Source organism: Variovorax sp. FW301-JW7 (assembly GCF_058788795.1).
In genome coordinates this window covers 1-22,472 of record NZ_JBYTBC010000007.1, presented here as the reverse complement: position 1 = coordinate 22,472, position 22,472 = coordinate 1, and the positions used below count along the sequence as shown (strand labels likewise).

26 protein-coding genes are annotated in these 22,472 nt (G+C 68.6%); 12 read left to right on the top strand and 14 right to left on the bottom strand.

Translation table 11 applies throughout. The features are described 5' to 3' along the window. Nucleotides 1–3 precede the first annotated feature (3 nt). From AC3WQM_RS19490 to AC3WQM_RS19475, 4 genes are all read left to right on the top strand, one after another. On the top strand, nucleotides 4–333 hold the full coding sequence (locus AC3WQM_RS19490) for a hypothetical protein (protein ID WP_223301262.1): 330 nt from the start codon (nucleotides 4–6) through the stop codon (nucleotides 331–333). A 147-nt stretch (nucleotides 334–480) separates the two neighbouring features. Further along, entirely contained in the window at nucleotides 481–927 is a 447-nt protein-coding gene (locus AC3WQM_RS19485) for a hypothetical protein (protein ID WP_489057401.1), read from the top strand. After that, nucleotides 924–1,700 carry a hypothetical protein gene (locus tag AC3WQM_RS19480; protein ID WP_492680986.1) on the top strand — a complete coding sequence of 259 codons (777 nt, stop codon included), beginning with the start codon at nucleotides 924–926 and terminating at the stop codon, nucleotides 1,698–1,700. The genes AC3WQM_RS19485 and AC3WQM_RS19480 overlap by 4 nt, the downstream gene beginning before the upstream one ends. Nucleotides 1,701–1,841: 141 nt before the next feature. Next, nucleotides 1,842–1,970, top strand: a complete 129-nt coding sequence (locus tag AC3WQM_RS19475; protein WP_492680984.1) for a hypothetical protein — start codon at nucleotides 1,842–1,844, stop codon at nucleotides 1,968–1,970. 11 nt (nucleotides 1,971–1,981) lie between these two features. Here the strand turns inward: AC3WQM_RS19475 and AC3WQM_RS19470 are convergent, their stop codons facing one another. From AC3WQM_RS19470 to AC3WQM_RS19445, 6 genes are read right to left on the bottom strand one after another with little or no spacing between them, the layout of a single operon-like run. Further along, nucleotides 1,982–3,802 (bottom strand): AMP-dependent synthetase/ligase, encoded by a 1,821-nt coding sequence (locus tag AC3WQM_RS19470; protein ID WP_492680982.1) that lies wholly within the window; start codon nucleotides 3,800–3,802, stop codon nucleotides 1,982–1,984. Next, nucleotides 3,799–4,632, bottom strand: coding sequence for an ABC transporter ATP-binding protein (locus AC3WQM_RS19465; protein WP_192196055.1), 834 nt, complete (start codon nucleotides 4,630–4,632; stop codon nucleotides 3,799–3,801). The genes AC3WQM_RS19470 and AC3WQM_RS19465 overlap by 4 nt, the downstream gene beginning before the upstream one ends. Nucleotides 4,633–4,640: 8 nt before the next feature. Further along, the gene (locus tag AC3WQM_RS19460) at nucleotides 4,641–5,828 is read right to left on the bottom strand and encodes an ABC transporter substrate-binding protein (protein ID WP_492680980.1); all 1,188 of its coding nucleotides are present in this window, start codon (nucleotides 5,826–5,828) and stop codon (nucleotides 4,641–4,643) included. Between the two features lie 15 nt (nucleotides 5,829–5,843). Then, nucleotides 5,844–6,881, bottom strand: coding sequence for a branched-chain amino acid ABC transporter permease (locus tag AC3WQM_RS19455; RefSeq protein WP_492680978.1), 1,038 nt, complete (start codon nucleotides 6,879–6,881; stop codon nucleotides 5,844–5,846). Between the two features lie 2 nt (nucleotides 6,882–6,883). Further along, nucleotides 6,884–7,762 carry a branched-chain amino acid ABC transporter permease gene (locus AC3WQM_RS19450; protein ID WP_307586126.1) on the bottom strand — a complete coding sequence of 293 codons (879 nt, stop codon included), beginning with the start codon at nucleotides 7,760–7,762 and terminating at the stop codon, nucleotides 6,884–6,886. Continuing rightward, on the bottom strand, nucleotides 7,762–8,601 hold the full coding sequence (locus AC3WQM_RS19445; RefSeq protein ID WP_492680976.1) for an ABC transporter ATP-binding protein: 840 nt from the start codon (nucleotides 8,599–8,601) through the stop codon (nucleotides 7,762–7,764). Before AC3WQM_RS19445 ends, AC3WQM_RS19450 begins: the two co-directional genes overlap by 1 nt. 168 nt (nucleotides 8,602–8,769) lie before the next feature. Here AC3WQM_RS19445 and AC3WQM_RS19440 point away from each other — a divergent pair, with 168 nt between their 5' ends. The 5 genes from AC3WQM_RS19440 (at nucleotide 8,770) to AC3WQM_RS19420 (ending at nucleotide 12,615) form a co-directional block, all read left to right on the top strand. Beyond that, nucleotides 8,770–9,426: a TetR/AcrR family transcriptional regulator gene (locus AC3WQM_RS19440; protein WP_492680974.1), complete on the top strand. Its 657-nt coding sequence runs from the start codon at nucleotides 8,770–8,772 to the stop codon at nucleotides 9,424–9,426. Beyond that, nucleotides 9,423–10,220: an enoyl-CoA hydratase/isomerase family protein gene (locus tag AC3WQM_RS19435; RefSeq protein ID WP_492680972.1), complete on the top strand. Its 798-nt coding sequence runs from the start codon at nucleotides 9,423–9,425 to the stop codon at nucleotides 10,218–10,220. The genes AC3WQM_RS19440 and AC3WQM_RS19435 overlap by 4 nt, the downstream gene beginning before the upstream one ends. 43 nt (nucleotides 10,221–10,263) lie before the next feature. Continuing rightward, nucleotides 10,264–11,448: an acetyl-CoA C-acyltransferase family protein gene (locus AC3WQM_RS19430; RefSeq protein WP_492680970.1), complete on the top strand. Its 1,185-nt coding sequence runs from the start codon at nucleotides 10,264–10,266 to the stop codon at nucleotides 11,446–11,448. A gap of 16 nt (nucleotides 11,449–11,464) precedes the next feature. Beyond that, a complete protein-coding gene (gene arfB, locus AC3WQM_RS19425; protein ID WP_095744721.1) occupies nucleotides 11,465–11,872 on the top strand; it encodes an alternative ribosome rescue aminoacyl-tRNA hydrolase ArfB in 408 nt (135 codons plus the stop codon). A gap of 164 nt (nucleotides 11,873–12,036) precedes the next feature. Further along, a complete protein-coding gene (locus AC3WQM_RS19420; protein ID WP_492680968.1) occupies nucleotides 12,037–12,615 on the top strand; it encodes a DUF3299 domain-containing protein in 579 nt (192 codons plus the stop codon). On the opposite strand, the gene AC3WQM_RS19415 is transcribed toward AC3WQM_RS19420, so the two are convergent. Then, nucleotides 12,599–13,105 carry a GNAT family N-acetyltransferase gene (locus tag AC3WQM_RS19415; protein ID WP_492680966.1) on the bottom strand — a complete coding sequence of 169 codons (507 nt, stop codon included), beginning with the start codon at nucleotides 13,103–13,105 and terminating at the stop codon, nucleotides 12,599–12,601. The genes AC3WQM_RS19420 and AC3WQM_RS19415 overlap by 17 nt on opposite strands. A gap of 132 nt (nucleotides 13,106–13,237) precedes the next feature. Here AC3WQM_RS19415 and AC3WQM_RS19410 point away from each other — a divergent pair, with 132 nt between their 5' ends. Continuing rightward, nucleotides 13,238–13,651 (top strand): GFA family protein, encoded by a 414-nt coding sequence (locus tag AC3WQM_RS19410; RefSeq protein ID WP_492680964.1) that lies wholly within the window; start codon nucleotides 13,238–13,240, stop codon nucleotides 13,649–13,651. Nucleotides 13,652–13,661: 10 nt separating this feature from the next. On the opposite strand, the gene AC3WQM_RS19405 is transcribed toward AC3WQM_RS19410, so the two are convergent. The 7 genes from AC3WQM_RS19405 to AC3WQM_RS19375 form a co-directional block, all read right to left on the bottom strand. Then, nucleotides 13,662–14,546, bottom strand: a complete 885-nt coding sequence (locus tag AC3WQM_RS19405) for a LysR substrate-binding domain-containing protein (RefSeq protein WP_492680962.1) — start codon at nucleotides 14,544–14,546, stop codon at nucleotides 13,662–13,664. 31 nt (nucleotides 14,547–14,577) lie between these two features. Then, nucleotides 14,578–16,308: a SulP family inorganic anion transporter gene (locus AC3WQM_RS19400; protein ID WP_492680960.1), complete on the bottom strand. Its 1,731-nt coding sequence runs from the start codon at nucleotides 16,306–16,308 to the stop codon at nucleotides 14,578–14,580. Between the two features lie 61 nt (nucleotides 16,309–16,369). Continuing rightward, a complete protein-coding gene (locus AC3WQM_RS19395; RefSeq protein WP_492680958.1) occupies nucleotides 16,370–16,828 on the bottom strand; it encodes a DUF2501 domain-containing protein in 459 nt (152 codons plus the stop codon). 122 nt (nucleotides 16,829–16,950) lie between these two features. Then, entirely contained in the window at nucleotides 16,951–18,168 is a 1,218-nt protein-coding gene (locus tag AC3WQM_RS19390; protein ID WP_492680956.1) for a beta-ketoacyl-[acyl-carrier-protein] synthase family protein, read from the bottom strand. Then, a complete protein-coding gene (locus AC3WQM_RS19385) occupies nucleotides 18,165–18,407 on the bottom strand; it encodes an acyl carrier protein (RefSeq protein ID WP_070059577.1) in 243 nt (80 codons plus the stop codon). The genes AC3WQM_RS19390 and AC3WQM_RS19385 overlap by 4 nt, the downstream gene beginning before the upstream one ends. A 165-nt stretch (nucleotides 18,408–18,572) precedes the next feature. After that, complete coding sequence (locus tag AC3WQM_RS19380; RefSeq protein ID WP_492680954.1) at nucleotides 18,573–19,259, bottom strand: phosphatase PAP2 family protein; 687 nt, start codon at nucleotides 19,257–19,259, stop codon at nucleotides 18,573–18,575. 65 nt (nucleotides 19,260–19,324) lie between these two features. Continuing rightward, nucleotides 19,325–20,218, bottom strand: coding sequence for an AraC family transcriptional regulator (locus AC3WQM_RS19375; RefSeq protein ID WP_070059575.1), 894 nt, complete (start codon nucleotides 20,216–20,218; stop codon nucleotides 19,325–19,327). 89 nt (nucleotides 20,219–20,307) lie between these two features. Between AC3WQM_RS19375 and AC3WQM_RS19370 the strand changes: the two genes are divergently transcribed. Both AC3WQM_RS19370 and AC3WQM_RS19365 read left to right on the top strand, forming a co-directional pair. Beyond that, nucleotides 20,308–21,561, top strand: coding sequence for an MFS transporter (locus AC3WQM_RS19370; protein WP_492680952.1), 1,254 nt, complete (start codon nucleotides 20,308–20,310; stop codon nucleotides 21,559–21,561). Nucleotides 21,562–21,611: 50 nt separating this feature from the next. Next, nucleotides 21,612–22,361: a sulfite exporter TauE/SafE family protein gene (locus tag AC3WQM_RS19365; protein ID WP_492680950.1), complete on the top strand. Its 750-nt coding sequence runs from the start codon at nucleotides 21,612–21,614 to the stop codon at nucleotides 22,359–22,361. The last annotated feature ends 111 nt before the right edge of the window (nucleotides 22,362–22,472 follow it).

Here is a 22,472-nt window from a genome sequence, read left to right as displayed (position 1 = left end):
ATGATGAACTTCATTCTTCGCGTCATTCTTCTGCTCCTGGGGCTGGTCTTCGCGGCCAGCCTGGCCGTGGCGGCCCTGCTGCTGGCGGCGGTGTGGGGTGTGCGCTACGCCTGGGGGCGTCTCACGGGCAAGCCCGTGACGCCCTGGGTCATGCGTTTCAACCCGCGCTCGGGTTTCGACCGTTTTCGCCATGCGGCACAACAACCGGCCGAGCCCACGGCGGCCGACGTGGTCAGTGCCCGTGCGCGCGGCGAATCGGTGCGCAGCCCGGTCGTTCTGGGCCCGGCCGACGATGTGACCGACGTGCGGGCCCGTCCCGTGCGCGGCGACTGAGCCTCAGGATCTCGGCGGTGAGCGCGCAACGCGCCACCGGTTCCTGAGCCGCATCGGACACCCGGTGCCGGCATCCCCTGGATGAGGGATGCTCGTTCATGAGCCCCGACCTAAGCTCGCTCCCATCACCTGGAGGGGCGACGAGGCATGGTCAACGAGGGCAGTTTCTTCGGATGCAACCGGCTGGCTGATCTGCGCTGCGTGCCGGGCCGCTCTCCCTCCCTCCTTCTCTTGTTGGCGGTCGTCTTCCTGACGGCATGCACCACCACGGCAGAGATCACTCCCGACGGCACGCTCGTGCGCCACTACTTCGGCTACGTGCGCGTCGTCGTGCCGCAAGCCGCCGCCGACCAGCCTGTCTACACCTCCAACACGTCGGTGCTGGGGCTCTATGCGGGCAACGGGGTCGGCATCGGCTATGTGCGCGACCGCCGGGTGGTGGTTCCGTTGGACTGCCGCCTCGTCGTGCTCGTGGCCAACCAACAGCAGCTCGACCACGCGATGCAGCGCCTGAACGCCATGGGGAAGACCGGGGGGCTCTGCGCCGCGGTCGATCAGGGGATCGTCAACACCGAAAAGAGGGAACTCCAATGAAACCTTTGCCTTGTCGTTTCTTGCGCGCGCCGTCCGGACATCGTGCGGCGCTCGCTGCGATGGCGTTGTCCGCCGTGACGCTGCTGTCGGCGTGCGACAGCACGCCCCGGCACACCAATGTCCTGATGTTCGGCACGAACACCAAGCTCGCGCTCGACGTGTCGCAGGACCCCGCCACCGGCATGGGGGTGTCGCTGGGATACAAGCGGCAGGAAGCTGTCTGGATGCCGCTGCTGCCCAACCTCACCAAGGAGTATGTGCCGGCATCCTGCGAGTCCGTGGACCCCAAGGGCGCATGCCCCAAGTACGTGGGCAACCAGGGCGGCGACTATGACACCTACTCCGTGCTGGCCAGCTTCGGCTTCGACGTGAGCGGTGGCGGAACGCCGCCCGCCGGCGTGAACGGCGGGGGCAAGGTGGCGCAGTTCTTCGCGACAGGTCTGGCCGCGCGCGTGCTCGCTCAGACTGGCGGCGCCGCACTCGTGAACACCGGTGAGCTGCCCCTGACGCCTTCACAGAAGATGGCGCTCGGAAAGCTGCAAGGGGAGGTCGAGAGCAGCCGCAAGAGCATCCTCAGCGTGATGGCCGATATCGGCGATGCCAGCAAGATCGATGTCGCTCGCAGGGACGCACTGCTCGCCAAGGCGCAGAAGCAACTCAGCGCGCCGGGGCTGGCGGCCTTCAAGGCGGCCACCACGCGTGCGGCGATGGCGCAGGCGCTGCTCGACTTCAGCATCGACGCGGCCGAGCTGACCAAGTTTGTTCCTGCGTGACGGCGCTTCCGTCGCTTGATCCAAAGGAGGTATCGCGTGGCTACAACAAGGGCAGTCAAGAGAGTTCGGCTGGATCTTTTTCCAGGCGATGACGCCGGTCTGCTGGCGGCCGAACAACGTGCGCACGATCTGGAGGAAACCATGGACGTGACGATCCTGACCGTGAGTGCCACGGTGCTCTGGCAAAATCATCTCCCGGGACTCACGACGCCCGGTGAAAGGGTGCAGCTCGGCGAAGAGGTGCGGCTGGTGATTGCGACGCAGGACTGAGCCCGAGCGCGTCAGGCGTACAGCGCCTCGATCTCGTTGGCGTAGGCCTTGTAGATGCTGGAGCGCCGCACCTTCATGGTCGCGGTGACTTCACCGTCGTCATGGTCCAACTCTTTGGTGAGCAGATGAAAACGTCTGATCTGCGACACCTGCGCCAGCTTTCCATTGCCGCGCGCCACTTCGGCCTCGATCAGCGCGCGCACCTTGGGTTCTTCCACCAGCGAGCGGAAATGCGTGAAGGGCAGGCGCTGCGCTTCGGCCCATTTGCCGACCGTCTCGTAGTCGATCTGCAGCAGCGCCCCCACGAACTTGCGGCCGTCCGCCACCACGATGCATTCCTTGATGAAGGGGCTGCCCTTCATGGTGTTCTCGATCTCCGAGGGCGTGAGGTTCTTGCCGCCGGCGGTGATCATGATGTCCTTCAGCCGGTCGACGATGCGCAGCTGTCCGCCGGCTTCCTCGCGCACCACGTCGCCCGTGTGCAGCCAGCCATCGCGGATCGATGAGGCCGTGGCCTCGGGGTTCTTGTAGTAGCCCTCGAACACCATGTCGCCGCGCACCAGCAGCTCGCCGGCTTCGCCCACGCGGTGCTCGGTGCCCAGCGTGGGCGGACCGACGGTGCCGATGGTCACGGCGTCGGCGCGGTGGCCCGAGACCATGCCGGTCGATTCGGTGAGGCCGTACACCTCGACCAGCGGCACGCCCAGCGTGCGAAAGAAGCGCACCACGTCCGCGGGAATCGGCGCCGCGCCCGTGAGCGCGATGCGCGCGCGGCGCAGGCCGATGAAGTTTTGCAGCGCGCGCAGCACGGTCCAGTAGGCGAGGGCGAAGCGGCCGCGCTCGGCCAGCGTCCAGGCGCTGCGCGGCTTCTCGGCCAGCGGCGCGCAGGCCTCGATGGCCTTGCGGAACAGCGCGCGCTGCAGCCGCCCGGTTTCCTGCATCTTGATGCTGATGCCCGCGTGCAGCTTTTCCCAGATGCGCGGCACGCCGAGGAACATGGTGGGCGCCACCTCGCGCAGGTCTTCCTGCACGGTGCGGATCGATTCGCCGAAGTTGACCTGCGAGCCCAGGTACAGCGGCACGAAGGCCGTGAGCATCTGCTCGGCCACGTGGCACAGCGGCAGGTACGACAGGTGCGTGGTGCTGCCGTCGAGCCCGAGCCGCTCGACGATGCCGGGCACGACACCGCGGATGTTGCGGTACGAAATCATCGCGCCCTTGGGCTTGCCCGTGGAACCCGAGGTGTAGATCATCAAGCCGATGTCGGCCAGCGTCTGGCGCTGCAGCGCGGCGTCGATGCGCGCGGTGCCGTCGCGTGCCAGCACCTCGGCGCCGGCCTGCTCGACTTCGGCAAAGGTCGCGATGCGCTCGCGCACCTCGGGCGGGTAGCTCGCGAGGCCTTTGGTCTCGATCACGACGATCTTGCGCAGGCGCGGCAGCTGGTCGAGGGCGTCGAGCACCTTGTCGGTCTGTTCCTGGTCCTCGCAGACGATCACCTCGATGTCCGCATGGCCGACCACGTAGGCGACCTCGTTGCTCGGGCTGGTGGGGTACACGCCCACGGTCACGGCGCCGATGAGCCCCGCGCCCATCTGCGCGAGCAGCCACTCGACGCGGTTCTCGGAGATCACGCCCAGGTGCCCGCCGGGTGCGAGGCCCATCGCGTGCAGGCCCAGGCCGAAGCGGCTGGCGCGCTGCAGGTAGCCGGCCCAGTCCAGCGGATGCCAGATGCCGAAGTCCTTCTGCCGGATCGCGATGCGCTGCGGCTGCAGGCGTGCCTGCTCGCGCAGCATCTGCGGCAGCGTGAGCGAAGGGAGCGGGTTCGTCGTCATGACAGCCAGCGCTTGCGGCGCTTGTAGTGCTTCAGCTCGCGGAAGCTGCGCGATTCGCCGCTGCCGCCCACGCCCAGGTAGAACTCGCGCACGTCGGGGTCGGCCGCGAGGCGCTCGGCGCTGCCGTCGATCACGACCTTGCCGCTTTCCATGATGTAGCCCGTGTGCGCAATGGCCAGTGCCACGCTGGCGTTCTGTTCCACCAGCAGCATCGAGGTGCCGCGCTCGGCGTTGATGCGCGCGATGATCGTGAAGATGTCTTCGACCAGCTTGGGCGAGAGGCCCAGCGAAGGCTCGTCGAGCAAGATCAATTGAGGCTGCGCCACCAGCGCACGCCCGATGGCGAGCATCTGCTGCTCGCCGCCCGAAAGGTAGCCCGCGAGGCCCTTGCGGCGTTCGTGCAGGCGCGGGAAGTAGGCGTAGACGTCATCGAAGTTGCGCGATGCTGGCGCGGCGCCCGTGCGGCCCGTCAGCGCGTAGGTCGCAGCGACGAGGTTCTCTTCGACCGTGAGGTCTTCGAACACGCGCCGGCCTTCCATCACATGGCTCAGGCCGCGCCGCACCAGCTGCTGCGGCGCGAGCCGCTCGGTGGGCGCGCCGTCGAACACGATGCGCCCGGCCTCGACCTCGCCGTCTTCCAGCGCGAGCAGGCCCGACACCGCTTTCAGCGTGGTCGACTTGCCCGCGCCGTTGCTGCCCAGCAGCGCCACGATCTGCCCGCGCGGCACGGCCAGCGACAGGCCGCGCAAGACTTGCACGACCTTGTTGTAGACCACCTCGATGTTGTTGACCTCCAGAACGAGGTCGGGCGGTGCCGCGCGCGCGTCCATCGTGTCGATCAGTTCAGTGCGATCCAGTCGGAGGCCGGCACCATCTTCTGCGCCTTCATGTCGGCCTTGTAGACGCGGCCCACGGGAATGGAGTTGCCCTTGATGGTGATCGGCGTGCCGATGATCCCGCCGGTGTCGAAGTCCTTGATGGTGTTGAGCGCGGCCTTCAGGTTCTTGCCGTCCAGCGGCTTGCCGGCGTCGAGCGTGCGCTTGGCGGCCTCGGTGAACAGCATCGCCGTGAGGAAGCCCTGCGTGTAGGCCGTGCTCTGGTACTCGGGGCGCAGCGCGCGGATCTTGTCGAGCATCGGCGCCTTGGCCGAGGTGTCGTAGTAGTAGCGGTAGGGCATGACGCCCATGAAGCCGTCGCCACCTTCGCCCATCTTCATGACGGTGGAACTGTCCATGGTCCAGAAGGTGCCCATCCACTTGCTGGTCATGCCCATCTGCTTGCCCTGCTGCACGAACTCGGGAATGGGCGCGAGGATGTAGCCGTGGAAGATCGTGTAGTCGGGCGCGGCGCGGCGCAGCTTGATGACCTCGGTCGACACGTCGACGCTGCCCGCGGGCGTCATGAGCTTCACCGGCACGCTCAGGCCCAGCTTCTTGGCAGCGGCTTCGCTGGCCTCGATGGGGTCGCGGCCGAACTCGGAGTCGGAATACACGAAGGCCACCTTCGCGCCCGGCTTTTCCTTGGCGATGTGGCGCAGCAGGATGCCGATCTGCTCGGTGTAGTCGGGACCGACCAGGAACTGGTTCGGGTACTTGGCCGGGTCGTTGAGCTCGGTCGCGAACGAGGCGCCCGCCATCAAAATCTGGCCGCCGCGGTCCAGCTCGGGGTTGATGGTCTTGGAGAAGCCGGTGGAGTCGCCGTAGTAGAGGTTGACCTTGTTCTGGCTCGTGATCTTCTTGAAGGCCGCCACCGACACGTCGACCTTGTAGCCCGTGTCTTCCGGCACGTAGCGCAGCTTGCGGCCCTTGATGCCGCCCGCGTCGTTGACGATCTTCACGTAGTCGGCAATGCCGGCGTTGATGCCCACGCCCGCGAAGGCGAACACGCCGGTCATCGGGATCGAGCCGCCGATGACGATGTCCTCGTTGCCTTGTGCGTTCGCCGCGAACGGCACGGCGGCGGCCAGGCCTGCGGCGATCAGCAGGGCGCGGCGCTGGGGGAAAAGCTTCTTCGTTGTCTTGGGCATGTGTGTCTCCTGGTTCTAGTTACGAAACGGCCATAGATGGAAAAAGCGGCGCAGGCGCCGCCACACTTCTGCGAGCCCGTGCGGCTCGAACACCAGAAATCCGACGATCAGCAGGCCGAAGACGACGGTGCGCACCGGCGAGAGGAACACGGTCATCTCGACGCCGCCCGGCAGCAGGTCGACCACCAGCTTGAGCAGCTCGGGCACCATGGTCATGAACACGGCGCCGAAGATGCTGCCCAGGATGGTGCCCATGCCGCCGACGATGATGGCGGCCAGGAAGAAGATCGACATCAGCAGCGGAAAGCTCTCGGGCGTGACCACGCGGAAGAAGTAGGCCCACAGCCCGCCCGCAACGCCGGCGTAGAACGACGACAGTCCGAAGGACAGCAGCTTGTAGCGCAAGAGCGGAATGCCCAGCACCTCGGCCGAGATGTCGCGGTCGCGGATGGCGATGAAGGCGCGCCCCACGCGCGTGCGAAACAGGTTGGCCGCGCCGAGCACCATGAGCACCATCACCGGCACGATCACCCAGTACAGGCGAAACGAGGTGTCCAGCGGCAGGCCGAAGAGCTGCGCGGGCGGCAGCGAGATGCCCGTGGTGCCACCCGTGAGCTTGAGGTTGGCGAACAGGAAGTGGGTGATGAACGAGGCGGCGATGGTCGCGATGGCCAGGTACAGGCCCTTCACGCGCAGCGACGGGATGCCGACGACCAGCCCGCCGAGCATCGCGACCACGCCGCCCGCGAGGATGTTCAGCAGGAAGGGCGTGCCCAGCCGCGTCTGCATGATCGCGACGGTGTACGCACCCAGGCCCATGAACGCGGCCTGGCCCAGGCTCACGAGGCCCGTGTAGCCCGTGAGGATGTTCAGGCCCGTGGCGCTCGCCACGTTGATGGCGACGAGGCACGCGAGGTACAGCCAGTAGTCGCTGGCCATGAAGGGGAACAGCACGAGCAGCGCCGCGCCGATCGCGAGCCACACCTTCTGCGTGCGCGAGTCGAACAGCGCCGCGTCGGCGATGTAGCTTTGCTTGAGGGTGCCGATGCGCATGGCTAGAGCCTCTCGATCTCGTGCGTGCCGAAGAGCCCGTACGGCCGCACCATCAGCACGAACACCAGCACGATGAAGGTGGCGAGCAGCTTGTACTCGCCGCCCAGGTAGGAGCCGGCCAGTGCTTCGATCAGGCCGATGAGCACGCCGCCGACGAGCGCCCCCAGCACGCTGTCGAGCCCGCCGACGATCACCACCACCAGCACCGACAACCCGAACACGCCCATCGACGACGAGATGCCGCCGATGGCGCCGACGATGATGCCGGCCACCGCCGCGATCATGGACGAGGCCACCCAGGCCAGCGAGAACACGCGCGGCACGTGGATGCCCATCGAGTACGCCGCCGCCTGGTCCGAAGCCGTGGCCCGCAGCGCGACGCCGCCGCGCCAGAAGCGGAACAGCAGCAGCACCAGACCGATCAGCACCACCGCGATCAGCGCGCCGTAGGCGATCTTCGGCGCCAGGAAGGCCTCGCCGATCATCACGGGCGTGTTGGGCAGGAACTCGGGCAGGCGGCGCTGGTCGGCGGTCCAGATGATCTCGACCAGCCCGACGAGGATCGACGCCAGCCCCACCGTCACCATGAACACCGAGATCGGCGGTTCGCCCAGCAGCGGGCGGATCATGGTGCGCTCGATCACCGCGCCCAGCAGGCCGGTGCCGATCACCGAGCCCAGCACCGCCATCCAGATCGGCAGCGAGAAGCTCGCGGCGAAGGTGAAGAACAGGTAGGCGCCGACCATCAGCATCTCGCCGATGGCGATGTTGACCACGCGCGTCGCCTTGTAGACCAGCACGAAGGCCAGCGCCGCCAGCGCATACAGGCCCCCGCCGGCGATGCCGGTGAGCGCGATCTCGAAGAGGTAGGCCCAATCCATCAGGCGGCTCCCACGGCAGCTTCGCCGCGCAGCCGGCGACGCAGCTCGCCCACGTCGCCCGCGCCGAGGTAGGCGCGGATCACTTCGGGGTCGGCCTGCACCTGCGCTGGCGTGCCCTGCGCGATCACCTGCCCGAAGTTGAGCACCACCACGTGGTCCGACAGGTCCATCACCATGCCCATGTCGTGCTCCACCATCAGCACCGTGATGCCCCATTCGCGCCGCACGTCGAGGATGAAGCGCGCCATGTCTTCGGTCTCCTCGCGGTTCATGCCGGCCACGGGCTCGTCGAGCATCAGCACCTTGGGCTGCATGGCCAGCGCGCGCGCCATTTCCACGCGCTTCTGCAGGCCGTAGGGCAGGGCGGCCACCGAGGCGTGGCGGATGTGGTCGATCTCGAGGAAATCGATGATGCGTTCTTCCACGTCGCGGCGCAGCTCGGCCTCTTCGCGGCGCGCGCGGCCCAGGTAGAAGAGGGCGTCGAACACGTTGCTCTTCAGGTGCGCGTGGCGCCCGAGCTTGATGTTGTCGAGCACCGTCATGCCGCGGAACAGTGCGATGTTCTGGAAGCTGCGCGCCAGGCCGAGCGCCGCGCGCTTGGGGGCGGGCAGGCGGGTGATGTCCGCGCCCTCGAACAGCACGCGGCCCTGCGAAGGTTTGTAGAAGCCCGAGATGGTGTTGAACAGCGAGGTCTTGCCCGCGCCGTTGGGCCCGATCACCGCGGTGATGGAGCCGGGCGCGACGCTGAAGCCGACATTGGTGAGCGCCTTCACCCCGCCGAATGCCAGCGTCAACGCCTCGGCCTGCAGCACCGGGGCCGGGGCGGAAGGTGCGGACATGGAGGTATCCCGTCGAGTCTCGTCAGGCATGGCTAAGGGGCGCGCCGCAAGGTCAGGGTTTGTGTCCAGCAGCGAAATGCTACTGGCCCGTAAAATTCCTACTGGCCGGTAATGTCCGTGTTCGCCGCAGTTCGCGGCATCGGGACTTTCCCCGCCCGCACAAACCCCATGCCCCGTTCCACCGCCGTTCCTGCTCCAGCCTCTCCGTGGGCGCCTGCCGACCGCCGCGCGCAGCAGCGCGAGGTCAAGCGCATGGCCGTGTTGCGCACGGCCGCCCAGCTCTTCAACGAGCGCGGCTTCCATGCGACCTCGCTCGACGACATTGCCGAGCGGCTCAACGTGAGCAAGCCCACGCTGTACTACTACATCGAGAACAAGGACCAGATCCTGCTCGAGTGCGTGAAGATGGCGCTGGACCTCATGCAGACCGGCATCGGCGAGGTGCGCGCCGCGGGCGGCAGCGCCATCGACCAGCTCAAGGCCTGCATGCGCATCTACTCGGGCGTGGTCACGCAGGATTTCGGCATGTGCGTGATCCGCATCGGCGAAGACCCATTGCCCGATCCGCTCAAGAAGGAACTGCGCCGCCTCAAGGCCGGCATCGACGGACATTTCCGCCGTCTCATCGAAGAGGGCGTGGCCGAAGGCGCGTTGGCGCCCTGCGACCCGAAGATGGCCGCCTTCATGCTGGCCGGCGCCCTGAGCTGGATCGGCCGCTGGTACCGCCCCGACGGCGACCTCACGCCCGACCAGATCGCCGACCAAGGCATCGAACTGCTGCTCAACGGCGTGCTGCAGCGCGCCCCTACCCAGGTGAACCCATGACGACCCCAGAGACTTCTTCTTCCGCACCCCTGCTGGTGGGCCGCGAAGGCGCGGTGGCCACGCTGCGCTTCAACCGGCCGGCCGCGCTCAACGCGATCGACGTGCCGATGGCCACCGCCTTCCTCGCCGCCGCGCGCACCCTGGCTGCCGACAAGAGCGTGCGCGCCGTGCTGCTGAGCGGCGCGGGCAAGGGCTTCATGGCCGGTGGCGACCTCGGCGTGCTCAGCGCCGACCCGAAGCAGGGCGCGGCCGACCTCATCGGCCCGCTGCACGAGGCGCTGACCGTGCTCGACGCCATGGACGCGCCGCTGGTCGCGCAGGTGCACGGCGTGGCGGCCGGCGCGGGGCTGAGCCTGATGCTGCAGGCCGACTTCGTGCTCGCGGCCGAGGGCACGCGCTTCAACCTGGCCTACGTGAATGTCGGCACCAGCTGCGACGTCGGTGCCTCGTGGGCGCTGCCGCGCCTGGTCGGCATGCGCCGCGCGCTCGAGATCGCGATGCTCGGCGACACCTACGACACTGCCGCCGCCGAACGCCTGGGCCTCATCAACCGTGTGGTGCCTGCCGCGGACCTCGAGTCCGAAGCCATGGCCCTCGCGCAGCGGCTGGCCAAGGGGCCGACCGTGGCGCTGGGCCACCTGCGCCGGCTGATGCGCGGCTCGCTCGACCGCGACCTCGCGAGCCAGCTCGATGCCGAGTCGGCCGCGTTCCAGTCGTGCGCGGCCACCGCCGATTTCCGCATCGGCCTCGATGCCTTTTTCGGCAAGAAGCCCGCGGCCTTCACGGGCCGCTGAAGAATTCGCTGTTTTCGTTTTTTCAATCCAGGAGATCCATCCCATGACTTCACGCGACATCTTCGTGGTCGGCACCGCCCGCACCGCCATCGGCACCTTCGGCGGCGCGCTCAAGGACGTGCCCAACACGCAACTGGCCACCACCGCCGTCAAGGCCGCCATCGCGCGCAGCGGCGTGGCCGCCGACGCCATCGGCCATGTGGTCATGGGCAACGTGATTCCCACCGACGTGAAGGACGCGTACCTGAGCCGCGTGGCCGCCATCGACGCGGGCTGCCCGATCGAGACGCCGGCCTTCAACGTGAACCGCCTGTGCGGCTCGGGCCTGCAGGCCATCGTGTCGGCGGCGCAGGCCATCGCGCTGGGCGACTGCGACATCGCCATCGGCGGCGGCTCCGAATCGATGAGCCGCGGCCCGTACTTCGACACCTCGGCGCGTTATGGCGCACGCATGGGCGACGCTGTGCTGGTCGACTACATGCTGGGCATCCTGCACGACCCGTGGGAGAAGATCCACATGGGCATCACGGCCGAGAACGTGGCCGCGCGCTACGGCATCACGCGCGAGCAGATGGACGAACTGGCCGTGACCAGCCAGCAGCGCGCCGCCGCCGCCATTGCCGCGGGCCGCTTCAAGGAACAGATCGTTCCGGTCGAGGTGAAGACGCGCAAGGGCGTCGTGCTGTTCGACACCGACGAGCACGTGCGCGCCGACACCACGGTCGATACGCTCGCGAAGATGAAGCCCGCGTTCAAGAAGGACGGCCTCGTGACCGCCGGCAACGCCTCGGGCATCAACGACGGCGCCGCCGCCGTGGTGCTGGCCGAAGGTGGCCGCGTGAAGGCGCTGGGCCTGAAGCCGCTGGCTCGCCTTGTCGGCTACGCGCACGCGGGCGTCGAGCCGGCGTACATGGGCATCGGCCCGGTGCCGGCCACGCGCAAGGTGCTGGAGCGCACGGGCCTGAAGGTCAGCGACTTCGACGTGATCGAGTCGAACGAAGCCTTCGCGGCGCAGGCCTGCGCCGTCATCAAGGAACTGGGCTTCGACCCCGCCAAGGTGAACCCCAACGGCTCGGGCATCTCGCTGGGCCACCCGGTGGGCGCGACCGGCGCGATCATCACAACGAAGGCGATCGCCGAGCTGCACCGCACGGGCGGCCGCTATGCGCTGGTGACGATGTGCATCGGCGGCGGGCAAGGCATTGCCGCCGTGTTTGAGCGCGTTTGAAGGCACACTCTCGGGCATGCTCCGCCCCCCACTCCTGATCGACCCCGACGAGGTCGACTTCAGCGCCATCCGCGCGCAGGGGGCGGGCGGGCAGAACGTCAACAAGGTGTCGAGCGCGGTGCACCTGCGCTACGACATCCACGCCAGCTCGCTGCCCGCCGACGTGAAGGAACGGCTGCTCGCCCTGCGCGACAGCCGCATCACGCAGGAAGGCGTGTTCGTGCTCAAGGCGCAGCAGCACCGCACGCAGGAAATGAACCGCGCCGACGCGCTCGCGCGGCTGCAGGCGGTGATCGACAGCGTGGCCACGCCGCCGCGCGTGCGGCGCGCCACCAAGCCCACCTACGGTTCGAAACAGCGCCGGCTCGAAGGCAAGAGCCAGCGTTCGCAGATCAAGAGCCTGCGCGGGCGGGTGCAGGACTGACGGGCTTGTTCCCGCGCAGCGCCGGATCTGCGGCGTCACGCCGGCCAGGCTGATCTGCGCGTGGTGCGGCATTCTGGTGCGTCTGTAACTTGTGTCATCTGTTTCAAACAAACCGCAAGTCCCCGTTTGCACGCCCGAAACATGCGGCAAGCAAAATGGAAGGCATGAGTGCTTTCGTTTCGCGCGTCGTGTCGGCGTTGCTAGTGACCTTCGCGTGCATCGGACTGGCCGGCTGTGGCCAGGAGGGGGCGGGCGGGCAGGCCGCGGTCTCGCCGGCCGCACCGGAGCTTTCGTGGGAGGCGCTGATCCCCAAGGAGTGGGACCCTACCAAGCGCTACCGCAACATCAGCCTCGAAGCGCTGCGCGACAACGACCCGCGCGCGATCCAGATGCTCGACGAGATGCGCGCCGTCTGGGACAACGCGCCGGTCAACGTCTCGCTCGACGGCAAACCCGTGAAGCTCTCGGGCTTCGTCGTGCCGCTCGATGCCACGCAAGACGGCATTCGCGAATTCTTGCTGGTGCCGTACTTCGGCGCCTGCATCCACACCCCGCCACCGCCCGCCAACCAGATCGTCCACGTGATCGCGCCCGCGCCCGTGAAGGGCCTGCACGCCATGGACACGGTGCGCGTGAGCGGCACGCTGAAGGCGGCGCGCTATGCGTCGGCCGACATGGGCGTGAGCGGCTACGAGATCGCGTCGGCGGCGGTCGAGCGGCTGGTCGTCACGCAGGGGCCGTGAAGGCCGCCAGTTCGCGCAGGGCCGGCTGCAGCAGCCGGTAGCTCAGCCGCTCGGTCACCCGGAACGCGCCGAGCCCTTCATAGAACGCAATACCCCGCGCATTCGTCGCCTTCACGGGCCAGTCGATGCGGTGGCATCCCTGGGCGACGGCGCGCGCGGCCACCCACGCCATGAGGGTGCGGCCCGCCCCGGCGCTGCGGTGGCCCGACTTCACGTAGAGCTCCTTGAGCTGGCAGTGCCTGCGTTGTTCAGGCGCGAAGTCGACCAGCGAAAAGACCCAGGTGATCGCGGCCAGCCCGACCACGGTGCGCGCGTCTGTCGATGCCACCACGAGCTGGTGCGGCGAGCCGGGCGCCAGGAGATTGCCCAGCAGGTGGTCGCGCACCCACTCGAGCGGCACGCGCGCGCCTTCGTTGTAGAAGGCGTGCAGTTCGGTCAGCAGCTCGACGAGCGAGTCGTGTTGGGCTTCGGACACCAGATCGACGTGCATGGCATTTCCTTGGGATAGGGCTGCGTGACTGCCGGATTCTGGCGCGTCCCGGATTCACGACGATCTTGTTACTCCCTGCTCCAGTCCTTGCGCGACTAGATTGCCCTTCACCACTTCGAAAGGACAAGAACCATGAACCCGGCCTACACCGGCGGTTGCGCATGCGGCGCCATCCGCTACGAGATTTCAGGGGAACCCGTGTACCAGAACGACTGCCAGTGCCTCGACTGCCAGCACAAGAGCGGCACGGGCCACGGCTCGTACCTCAGCTTCGCGGGTGCCAAGGTGAAGCAGACGGGCGCGGCCACGCTGTGGAGCCTCAAGGGCGACAGCGGCAACATGAAGACACGCGCGTTCTGCCCGACCTGCGGCTCGCCCGTGTACATGACCTTCGCGGCGATGCCCGGCGTCTTCACCGTGCATGCCGCCAGCCTGGACGACCCGGGGCGCTACCGGCCGCAGGCGGTCACGTACGCGGTGCGCGGGCACGCCTGGGACTTCCTCGACCCGGCGCTGCCGAAGTTCGAGCGGATGCCGCCGGGCTGAACCCGGCCGGTCAGCCCATGCGCTGCGACAGGAAATCGAGGAACGAGGTGATGCGCGCCGACAGCTGCGTGTTGCGGTAGTACACGGCGTTGACGGGCTGGCGCACGTCGACCGTGTCCTTGGGCAGCACCTGCACCAGCGCGCCGCTGGCGCGGTCGGTGGCGGTCATGAAGTCCGACAGGCAGACGATGCCCACGCCGGCCAGCGCGAGCTGGCGCAGCGTCTCGCCGCTGGACGCGACCACGGTGGGCGTGATGGTCCATTCGTCGCCGTGCACGCCGCGCAGCGGCCAGCGGTTGAGCGACTCGGGCTGGGTGAAGCCCAGCAGCGCGTGGCCGGCCAGCTCGTCGACCTTGCGCGGCTTGCCGTGGGCCTCGAGGTAGGCGGGGCTCGCGAGCACGCGCAGCCGGTGCGTGCCGAGCGGGCGCGCATGCAGCGTGGAATCGCGCAGCGGGCCGATGCGGATCGCCACGTCGGTGCGCCGCTCCAGCAGGTCGATGGGCAGGTCGTCGGTGTCGAGTTCGAGGCTGATCTGCGGATAGAGCCGGCGGAACTCCGGCACCAGCGGCACGATGGCGTGCAGCATGAAAGGCGATGCCGCGTTCACGCGCAGGCGGCCGGCGGGCTGCTGGCGGCGCGCGGCCATGTGCTCTTCGGCGTCGTCGATCGCATCGAGGATGGCTCGCGTGCGCTGCAGGAAGGCGGCGCCTTCCTCGGTGAGTTCGAGCCGCCGCGTGGTGCGGCGCATCAGCGTGGTGCCGAGCTTCTGCTCGAGCCGGCTCAGTGCGCGGCTGATGCCCGACACGGTCTGGCCCAGCTGGTCGGCCGCGGCGGTGATCGAGCCGGTGTCCACCACGGCGCGGAAGGCGACCAGTTCTTCGATGGTGGTTTTCATGGCGCCCGTGTGGGGGAAGAGGCGCGCGCGGTCAGGCCGCGGCTTCGGCTTCTTCGGGCATGTCGATGCGCGGCATCAGCGCGGCCAGCGCCTCGGCGTCGGTGCGGTAGCTGAAGAGCATCGGCCCCGGCGCGAGCAGGCCGGCGCGCTCGAGCACCTGCATGGCCGGCAGCTTCATGCCGCTCAGGTGCAGGCGCACGCCCTTGGATTCCATCAGCCGGCGGATCGAGCCGAACACCTCGGCGCCGGTGATGTCGATGCGGTTGATCGGCTGCGCGAACAGACACACGTCGGTCAGGTCGGGGCGCTCGGCCAGCGCGACCGTGAGCGCGCGCTCCAGCGTGGAGGCGGAGGCGAAGTCGAGTTCGGCGTCCATGCGCACCGCATACAGCTGCGGCGCGAGCGGCGGCAGCTTCCAGAGGTGGCGGTCGCGCAGGCTGCCGTCGGGGTGCAGGCCCACTTCGATGATGCGCGGGTGCAGGTGGCGGTACATGTAGTGCGCCAGGCTGGCGAGCAGGCCGCCCAGCACGCCCCAGTAGATGCTCGGCGCGGTGGCGATGGTGAGCACGAAGGTGCCGAAGGCGATGCCGGCTTCCAGCTTCGAGATGCGCCACAGCGCCGTGAAGCTCGACGGCTTCACCAGCCCGAGGATGGCCGTGACCACCACCGCCGCCAGCACCGCCTGGGGCACGTGGTACAGCAGCGGCATGAGCCACAGCAGCGCGCCGGCCACCACCGCCACGCTGAACAGCGTCGCCCAGCCGGTCTGTGCGCCTGCGTAGAGCGTGATGGCCGAGCGCGAGAACGACGAGCTGGTGGGGAACGACCCCGTGAAGCCCGAGGCCAGCTTGGCCAGGCCCTGGCCGATCAGGTCCTGGTTTTCGTTCCACAGCGTGCCGGCGCGGCCGTTGTCGACCTTGGCGCTCGACGCCGTTTCGAGAAAGCTCACCAGCGTGATCATCAGCGCGGGCAGCACCAACGCGCTGAAGGTGTGCGCCGGCAGCAGGCCGGGCCAGTAGAACGAGGGCAGGCCCGAGGGCAGGGCGCCCACCACGGCGCCGCCGCGCAGCGCGTAGTTGATGCTCCAGCTGATGGCCGCGGCGCCAGCCACCAGCGCCATCGTGGTCGGGAAGCGCGGCACCCAGCGCTTGCCCAGCCACAGCACGGCGATGCTGCCCAGGCCGAAGGCGATGGCCGTGAGGTCGGGCAGCGGCCCGCCCTGCAGCACCTGCGGAATGGTGCGCCCCGTGAAGCCCAGCAGCGCGGGCAGCTGCGAGATCGCGATCAGCACCGCCGCGCCCTGCGTGAAGCCGATCAGCACCGGCGAGTTGACCAGCCGCAGCAGCCAGCCGAAGCGCCCCGCGCCGAGCACGATCTGGATCGCGCCCGACATCAGCGTGAGCCACACCGCCATCGCCACCCATTCCTCGCTGCCCGCCACCGCCAGCGGCGCGAGCGACGCGCCCACCAGCAGGCTGGTGAGCGCGGTCGGCCCGACCGACAGCCGCTGCGACGAGCTGAACATCACGGCGATGAGCGCCGGGAACAGCGCCGCGTACACGCCCGTGACCAGCGGCATGCCGGCCAGCGCCGCATAGGCCACGCCCTGCGGCAGCACCATCAGCGCGACGGTGATGCCGGCCATGGCCTCGTTGCGCAGCAGCGCGGCGGAAGGTCGGGGCCAGCCAAGACAGGGAACCCAGCGTGCGAGGCGCTGGCGAAGGGACGGTGCGGGGGAAGAGGAAGGGGAAGCCGGATTCATGAAGCGGGGCGCGCGCGCGGCGGGCACGCCGCGCGCGGAGAGCGGGAGAGAGAGAAAGAGCCTAGATCAGTGAGGTCGCGTTCTTCAGGACGTAGTCGCAGGCCTTTTCCTTGACCTTCGACGACAGCCCCTTGAGGTTGAGCGACTTGCCGTCGCCGCCCTTGAGCAGGCCCTTGGCGCCGCTCGCGAAGTCGTTTTCCTGTTTCTTCTGGCCGGTGATCTTGGCCAGCAGCTTGTCCTTGACGGAGGCGGCATCGCCGCCGAGGTAGTTGTTCTTGACGCAGTACTCGAGCACGCCGGCCGCGCTGCCGACGGTGCTGGAGCCGATGGCGGGCATCTTGAAGCCGCCGAGGCTGAGGTTGCTGAGCGCCGAGCCGCCGGCGCCGCTGTTGCTGCTGCTGCCTTGCGAGTTGACCGCCGCGCCGGCCTGTTCTTTCAGCTGGTCGAGCAGGTTGTTGGCCTGCACCGAGGCGCCTGCGGCGAGCAGGGCAAGGGCGACGAATGTGGAGCGAACGTGCATGGTGGCCTCCTTGGACGGACATGGGGGGAGAAGCGCCCACCAGCATACCGGAGAGCCCGGAATGTCTCTATCGCGCGGGGCACAGCGCCACGGGGTGCGCACGGCCCGCAAGAGCACGCGGTTCAGCCTCGGCGGAACAGCAGCACGGAGTTCGTGCCGCCGAAGGCGAAGGAGTTGCTGATGGCGGCCTCGAGCGCGGGGGCGGCGCTGTCGCCGGGGGCGACGAGGTTCATCCGGCAGTCGGGGTCGATATCACGGCAGTTCGCGTTGGGCGGCAGCTCGCGCCGGTACAGCGCCAGCACGGTGATGAGCGCCTCGATGGCCCCGGCCGCGCCCAGCATGTGGCCGTGCAGCGCCTTGGTCGAGCTGACGCGCAGGGCGTCGAAGTCGGCGCCCCAGACCTCGGCCAGCGCGTTGCGCTCGACCACGTCGCCGATGCGCGTGGCCGTGCCGTGCGCGTTGCAGTAGCCCACGTCGCGCGGCTGCAGGCCGGCCTGGCGCAGCGCGGCGCGCAGGGCGCGGGCCTGGCCCGGTGCGTCGGGCTTGGTGAGGTGGGTGGCGTCACTGCTCAGGCCCCAGCCGGCCAGCGTGGCATAGCGGCGGGCGCCGCGCGCGCGGGCGCGTTCGGCCGATTCGAGAATGAGGAAGGCCGAGCCTTCGCCCAGCGCAAAGCCGCTGCGGTCGGTGGCAAAGGGGCGCACCGCGCCGGCCGCTTCGCCGGGCTGGAAGCCGGCCAGCGTCTGCATGGCCTGCCAGGCCAGCACCACGCCCGGGACGATCAGCGCTTCGCTGCCGCCCGCGATGGCGATGTCGACCTCGCCGCGCTGCACCGCCTTGGCGGCCTCGGCGATGGCCACCGACGACGAGGCGCAGGCGACCGAGTACGTGAGCACCGGGCCCAGCACGCCGTTGCGCATCGCCACGTGGGCGGCCGGCGCGTTGGGCATGAAGGCGGGAATGGTGAGCGGCGAGACGCGCCCGTTGCCGCGGTAGGCGGCCTCGAGCGCGGCGGCGCCGCCCATGCCGCAGCCGGCGTAGACACCGACGCGCTCGGCATCGATGCCGGCATCGCCCAGCGCCAGGCCTGCATCGCGCAGGGCGAGGTCGGCGGCGGCCACGGCCAGCTGGCTCACGCGGTCGACGCCCGCGAGCTGCAGCTTGGTGAACCAGCGCGTCTCGTCGAAGGCGACCGTGGCGGCGGCGGCGGGTTTGGGGAGTTCGGGGAAAACCGGCGCGAGGGCCGAGCGGCCCTGCAGCAGCGCGTCGAACAGCGCGTCGGGCGCGTCGCCATGCGGCGCCATGACGCCCAGCCCGGTGACGGCGACTTCGTGCGTGCTCACGCTGTCTTGGCGGCCCGGACCTTGTCGACCAGCTGCGCGAGCTCGGCCAGGGTGTCGATGCTCGCGTCTTCGTCGGGCATGGTGATGCCGAAATGGTCTTCGATGGCGAACAGGAATTCGGCCAGTGCCAGCGAATCGAGTCCGCCGGTTTCACGCATCGAGGCGTGCGGGTCGAGCTTGGACGGTTCGATGCCGTACTTCTCGTGGATCAGGTCCTGCAATTCCTTCAGCGAACTCATCTGCGATGCCTGTCGTCTTGTGCCGCCGTTGATCGATGGGCTGCCTGTCCCTTGCGGGTGGCGGGCCACGGGGTCGATCCCTTCCTCGTTCGGCCTGTGTTGATGATCAATGGTGATTGATGATATCCGCTTCGACCTTAGGGAAATCCTCGGGGCGGCCCCCGATCAACGGCGACCGGGGCGCCAGCGCAACGAGGGCAGCGCAAAGGCCAGCCCGAGCAGCGCGCCGGCCACCGCGTCGAGCACCACATGCTGCTTGACGGCCAGCGTGGAATAGGCAATGGCGGCAAACCAGGCCCAGTTGATCGCCTGCAACAGCCATGGCGTGCGCGCCGCGCGCAGCACGTCGGCCAGGCGCACGGCCGTGAAGATGGCGACCGCCACGTGCATCGAGGGGCAGGCGTTGCCCGCCGCGTCCACGCCCTGCAGCATCGCGAAGCCGGGGTAGCCCGAGACGTCGATGTCCAGCGGCGGGATCTGCGTCGGCCAGAAGTAGAAGAGGCCCAGGCCGCTCAGGCACAGCGCGCCGATCCACAGCCCGTAGACCACCAGCTCGCGAAACGTGAGCTGCAGCCCCGGCGCAAAGCCCACGTACACCCACAGCGACAGGTAGGCGCCGAGCGTGTAGGGCTGGAATGGAATCAGGTGGTCCAGCGGCGTCAGCGGCATCACCGTGACCGGAAAGGCCGGGTTGCGCAGCAGGTGGAAGTAGCCGATGAAGAACAGCCAGGTGAAGGCCGTGGTGCCGACCGCCTTCAGCAGGAAATGGCGGCGGATGCGCAGCCAGATGTCGGCGGTCCACGTTGCAGGCCTGGCCTCGGCCGCGATGTGCAGGGGGATCGGTGAGTGCATGGTGTCGGTGTCGGTCGCCGATCTTGCCAGAGCACCATGGCGTGCCCGGTCCATGCCCTGCGGCATCAAAGGGTGGCCGGTCGCTTGCGGTGCTGGAACGAGGTGGGCGAGCGCCCCGTGGCTGCCTTGAACATGGCGCAGAAGGCGCTGTCGGTGGCGTAGCCGCTGGCCGAGGCCACCTGGCTCACGGCCATGCCGCGTGCCAGCAGCGGCAGCGCGTGCGCCATCACGGCCTGCTGGCGCCATTGCTGCCAGCTCATGCCGAGCTGGTCGCGAAACAGCCGCGCCACCGTGCGCTCGCTGGCGCCGATGGCGGCGGCGCGCTCGGCCAGCGTGGCGCGGTCGGCCGGGTTGCGCAGCAGCGTCTCGCACAGCTGGCGCAGGCGCTTGTCGGAGGGCAGCGGCACGTCGATGCGGATCTGCGTGGCGCGCTCGACCTCGTCGACCAGCAGCGGCGCGATCATGCGTTCGCGCTGCGGCGCATGCGGGTCGGCCGGCGGCAGGCCGTCGGGCGTGGTGTCGAGCGCGAGCATCAGGGCGCGCAGCAGCGGGCTGATCTCGAGCACCTCGCACTTCTCCCAGGTGGGCGCGATCCAGGCGTGCAGGTAGACGGTGCGCAGCTCGGCGTCTTCGATCAGCGTGATGCTGTGCGGCATGTTGGCCGGCACCCAGAGCGCGCGCGATGGCGGCACGATGTAGCTGCCATCCTGTGTACTCAGGCGGATCACGCCGCGCGTCGAGAACGTGAGCTGCGGCCACGGGTGCTCGTGCAGCTCGACCAGCGTGTCGGCGCTCAGGAAGTGTTCCTTGGCGCGCAGCGGGCGCACCGCGTCGGGGGCGTACAGGTGCGGCGTGAGCGGGCCCACGCTGTTGGTCGGCGCGGTGGGCGTTCCGCGCGCCTTGGCTGGGGAGGCTGGCTCGGGAGCGGGCGGAGCGTGGGGGGGAACGGCGCTTGGCATAGTTTCGACAAATGTTGTCGCTGTATCGCCATTCTGCCGCGTCGGCGCCGCATAGCATCGGTGCTCCCCCCGGTTTTTTGTAGCAATCCATGTCATCCACTTCCACCCCGAACGCGGCACCCGCCCCCTCCTTGCGCAGCGACGCCCAACTGATCGGGCTGGTCGGCCTGGCGCATGCGGTGAGCCATTTCAGCCAGCTCATCCTGGCGCCGCTGTTCCCGTGGCTGAAGGACGCGTTCCAGGTGAGCTATGTCGAGCTCGGCGCGGTGCTCACCGTGTTCTTCGTGGTCTCGTGCATCGTGCAGGCGGCTTCGGGCTTCATCGTCGACAAGCTGGGCCCGCGCCCGGTGCTGTTCGTCGGCCTGGGCGCGCTGGGGCTCGCCGCCTTCGGCTATGCCATGGCGCAGAGCTACTGGATGCTGCTGGCGTGCGCCGTGGTCGGCGGCATCGGCAACGGCGTGTTCCACCCGGTGGACTACACGCTGTTCAACCGCAAGGTCGCACCCACGCGGCTGGGCCATGCCTACAGCGTGCACGGCATCACCGGCAGCCTGGGCTGGGCGCTGGCGCCGGCCTTCGTGGTGCCGATCGCCATTGCCTTCTCGTGGCGCGTGGCGCTGGCCTCGGCCGGTGTGGTGGCCATCGTGGTGCTGCTGATCCTGTGGATCTACCGCGGCGTGCTGGCGCTCGACGCGGCGGCGGTGCACAAGGCCACGGGGCAGGGCGAGCCCACGCCGGTGGGCGGCGAGTTCGACTTCCTGCGCATCCCGGCCGTGTGGATGTGCTTCGGCTTCTTCTTTTTCTACGCCGCCGTGATCAGCGTGGTGCAGACCTTCGCACCCGTGGCCGCCGGCCACCTGCACGCGGTGCCGGTGGCGCTGGTGGCGGTGTGCCTCACGGTCTACATGGTGGCGAGCGCGGCGGGCATGGTGGTGGGCGGTTTCCTGGCCTCCGACCCCTCGCGCTGCGAGCGCATCGTGGGCGCGGGCTTCGGCGTGGCGGCGGCGCTGGCGCTGGTGCTGGCCTTTGCGCAGTTTCCGCCCGTGATGGTGCCGGTGCTGTTCGGCGCGATGGGTTTCGTCTCGGGCATCGCCGGGCCGTCGCGCGACCTGCTGGTGAAGAAGTCGACGCCGCCCAATGCGACCGGGCGCGTCTACGGCGTGGTGTACGCGGGCCTGGACATCGGCCAGGCCGTGGCGCCGCTGGTGTTCGGCCGGCTGATGGACCACGGCCAGTACACGAGCGTGATCGTCGGGCTGGCGCTGGTGCAGGGCGTGCTGATCGCCAGTGCCTTCAATGTGCGGCGCGTGCGGCGCACGGCGCTGGTGCCTGCGTCGGCATAGACCTTCTCCGGGCGTGAGAGCTTCTGCATGCGGCCCCTATCATCGGCCGCATGCAAGCCTTGTATGTCTATGTGATCGTCGGCGCTGTGCTGGCGGGGTTCGTGCAGGGCCTGTCGGGCTTTGCTTTCGGCATGGTCGCGATGTCGGTCTGGGCCTGGACGCTGGAGCCGCAACTGGCTGCAGTGCTCGCGCTGTTCGGCGCCCTCACGGGGCAGGTGATTGCGGCGCTCACGGTGCGGCGGACTTTCGACAAACGCATCCTCTGGCCCTTCGTGCTTGGCGGACTGGTCGGCGTGCCCTTCGGTGTCTGGCTGCTGCCGCACCTGGACATCGTGCTGTTCAAGGTGTGCCTGGGCACGCTGCTGGTGCTGTGGTGCCCGGCCATGCTGATGTCGCAGCGCCTGCCGAAGATCACTTTTGGCGGTCGCGCGGCGGACGGCGTGGCGGGTGCCATCGGCGGTGTGATGGCGGGCATCGGCGGCTTCTCGGGTGTCGTGCCTACGTTGTGGTGCACGCTGCGCGGTTTCCAGCGTGATACGCAGCGTGCTGTGATCCAGAACTTCAACCTGTCGATGCTGGCTGTGGCCTTTGCGGTGCATGTGGCGAGCGGGAGCATTGGGCGTTCTGTGGTGCCTCTTTTGGCATTGGTCGCGGCGGCTGTTGCAGTGCCGGTGTTGTTGGGTGCGCGGCTTTACATCGGGATCAGCGAAGCGGCGTTTCGCAAGATCGTGTTGAGCTTGTTGACGTTGTCTGGGGTTGCTATGTTGGCTTCGGCTTTGCCTGCTTTGCTGGCTCGTTGAATTCTTGTTGTGGGTTTGCTTTCCGAGGCCGGGACTCGCCCCGGCGGGCGACTCACTTTCTTTTGCTTCGCCAAAAGAAAGTAAGCAAAGAAAAGGCGACCCCACTGTCTG

Bases quoted from the DNA above. Each gene is read 5' to 3' on its own strand.
- AC3WQM_RS19445 (WP_492680976.1), bottom strand. From the start codon at position 8,601: ATGTCCGCACCTTCCGCCCCGGCCCCGGTGCTGCAGGCCGAGGCGTTG.
- AC3WQM_RS19460 (WP_492680980.1), bottom strand. From the start codon at position 5,828: ATGCCCAAGACAACGAAGAAGCTTTTCCCCCAGCGCCGCGCCCTGCTG.
- AC3WQM_RS19365 (WP_492680950.1), top strand. From the start codon at position 21,612: ATGCAAGCCTTGTATGTCTATGTGATCGTCGGCGCTGTGCTGGCGGGG.
- AC3WQM_RS19480 (WP_492680986.1), top strand. From the start codon at position 924: ATGAAACCTTTGCCTTGTCGTTTCTTGCGCGCGCCGTCCGGACATCGT.
- AC3WQM_RS19475 (WP_492680984.1), top strand. From the start codon at position 1,842: ATGGACGTGACGATCCTGACCGTGAGTGCCACGGTGCTCTGGCAAAAT.
- AC3WQM_RS19415 (WP_492680966.1), bottom strand. From the start codon at position 13,105: ATGCACGTCGATCTGGTGTCCGAAGCCCAACACGACTCGCTCGTCGAG.
- AC3WQM_RS19450 (WP_307586126.1), bottom strand. From the start codon at position 7,762: ATGGATTGGGCCTACCTCTTCGAGATCGCGCTCACCGGCATCGCCGGC.
- AC3WQM_RS19455 (WP_492680978.1), bottom strand. From the start codon at position 6,881: ATGCGCATCGGCACCCTCAAGCAAAGCTACATCGCCGACGCGGCGCTG.
- AC3WQM_RS19420 (WP_492680968.1), top strand. From the start codon at position 12,037: ATGAGTGCTTTCGTTTCGCGCGTCGTGTCGGCGTTGCTAGTGACCTTC.
- AC3WQM_RS19395 (WP_492680958.1), bottom strand. From the start codon at position 16,828: ATGCACGTTCGCTCCACATTCGTCGCCCTTGCCCTGCTCGCCGCAGGC.
- AC3WQM_RS19375 (WP_070059575.1), bottom strand. From the start codon at position 20,218: ATGCCAAGCGCCGTTCCCCCCCACGCTCCGCCCGCTCCCGAGCCAGCC.
- AC3WQM_RS19400 (WP_492680960.1), bottom strand. From the start codon at position 16,308: ATGAATCCGGCTTCCCCTTCCTCTTCCCCCGCACCGTCCCTTCGCCAG.
- AC3WQM_RS19470 (WP_492680982.1), bottom strand. From the start codon at position 3,802: ATGACGACGAACCCGCTCCCTTCGCTCACGCTGCCGCAGATGCTGCGC.
- AC3WQM_RS19405 (WP_492680962.1), bottom strand. From the start codon at position 14,546: ATGAAAACCACCATCGAAGAACTGGTCGCCTTCCGCGCCGTGGTGGAC.
- arfB (WP_095744721.1), top strand. From the start codon at position 11,465: ATGCTCCGCCCCCCACTCCTGATCGACCCCGACGAGGTCGACTTCAGC.
- AC3WQM_RS19485 (WP_489057401.1), top strand. From the start codon at position 481: ATGGTCAACGAGGGCAGTTTCTTCGGATGCAACCGGCTGGCTGATCTG.
- AC3WQM_RS19435 (WP_492680972.1), top strand. From the start codon at position 9,423: ATGACGACCCCAGAGACTTCTTCTTCCGCACCCCTGCTGGTGGGCCGC.
- AC3WQM_RS19490 (WP_223301262.1), top strand. From the start codon at position 4: ATGAACTTCATTCTTCGCGTCATTCTTCTGCTCCTGGGGCTGGTCTTC.
- AC3WQM_RS19410 (WP_492680964.1), top strand. From the start codon at position 13,238: ATGAACCCGGCCTACACCGGCGGTTGCGCATGCGGCGCCATCCGCTAC.
- AC3WQM_RS19385 (WP_070059577.1), bottom strand. From the start codon at position 18,407: ATGAGTTCGCTGAAGGAATTGCAGGACCTGATCCACGAGAAGTACGGC.
- AC3WQM_RS19465 (WP_192196055.1), bottom strand. From the start codon at position 4,632: ATGGACGCGCGCGCGGCACCGCCCGACCTCGTTCTGGAGGTCAACAAC.
- AC3WQM_RS19380 (WP_492680954.1), bottom strand. From the start codon at position 19,259: ATGCACTCACCGATCCCCCTGCACATCGCGGCCGAGGCCAGGCCTGCA.
- AC3WQM_RS19370 (WP_492680952.1), top strand. From the start codon at position 20,308: ATGTCATCCACTTCCACCCCGAACGCGGCACCCGCCCCCTCCTTGCGC.
- AC3WQM_RS19430 (WP_492680970.1), top strand. From the start codon at position 10,264: ATGACTTCACGCGACATCTTCGTGGTCGGCACCGCCCGCACCGCCATC.
- AC3WQM_RS19440 (WP_492680974.1), top strand. From the start codon at position 8,770: ATGCCCCGTTCCACCGCCGTTCCTGCTCCAGCCTCTCCGTGGGCGCCT.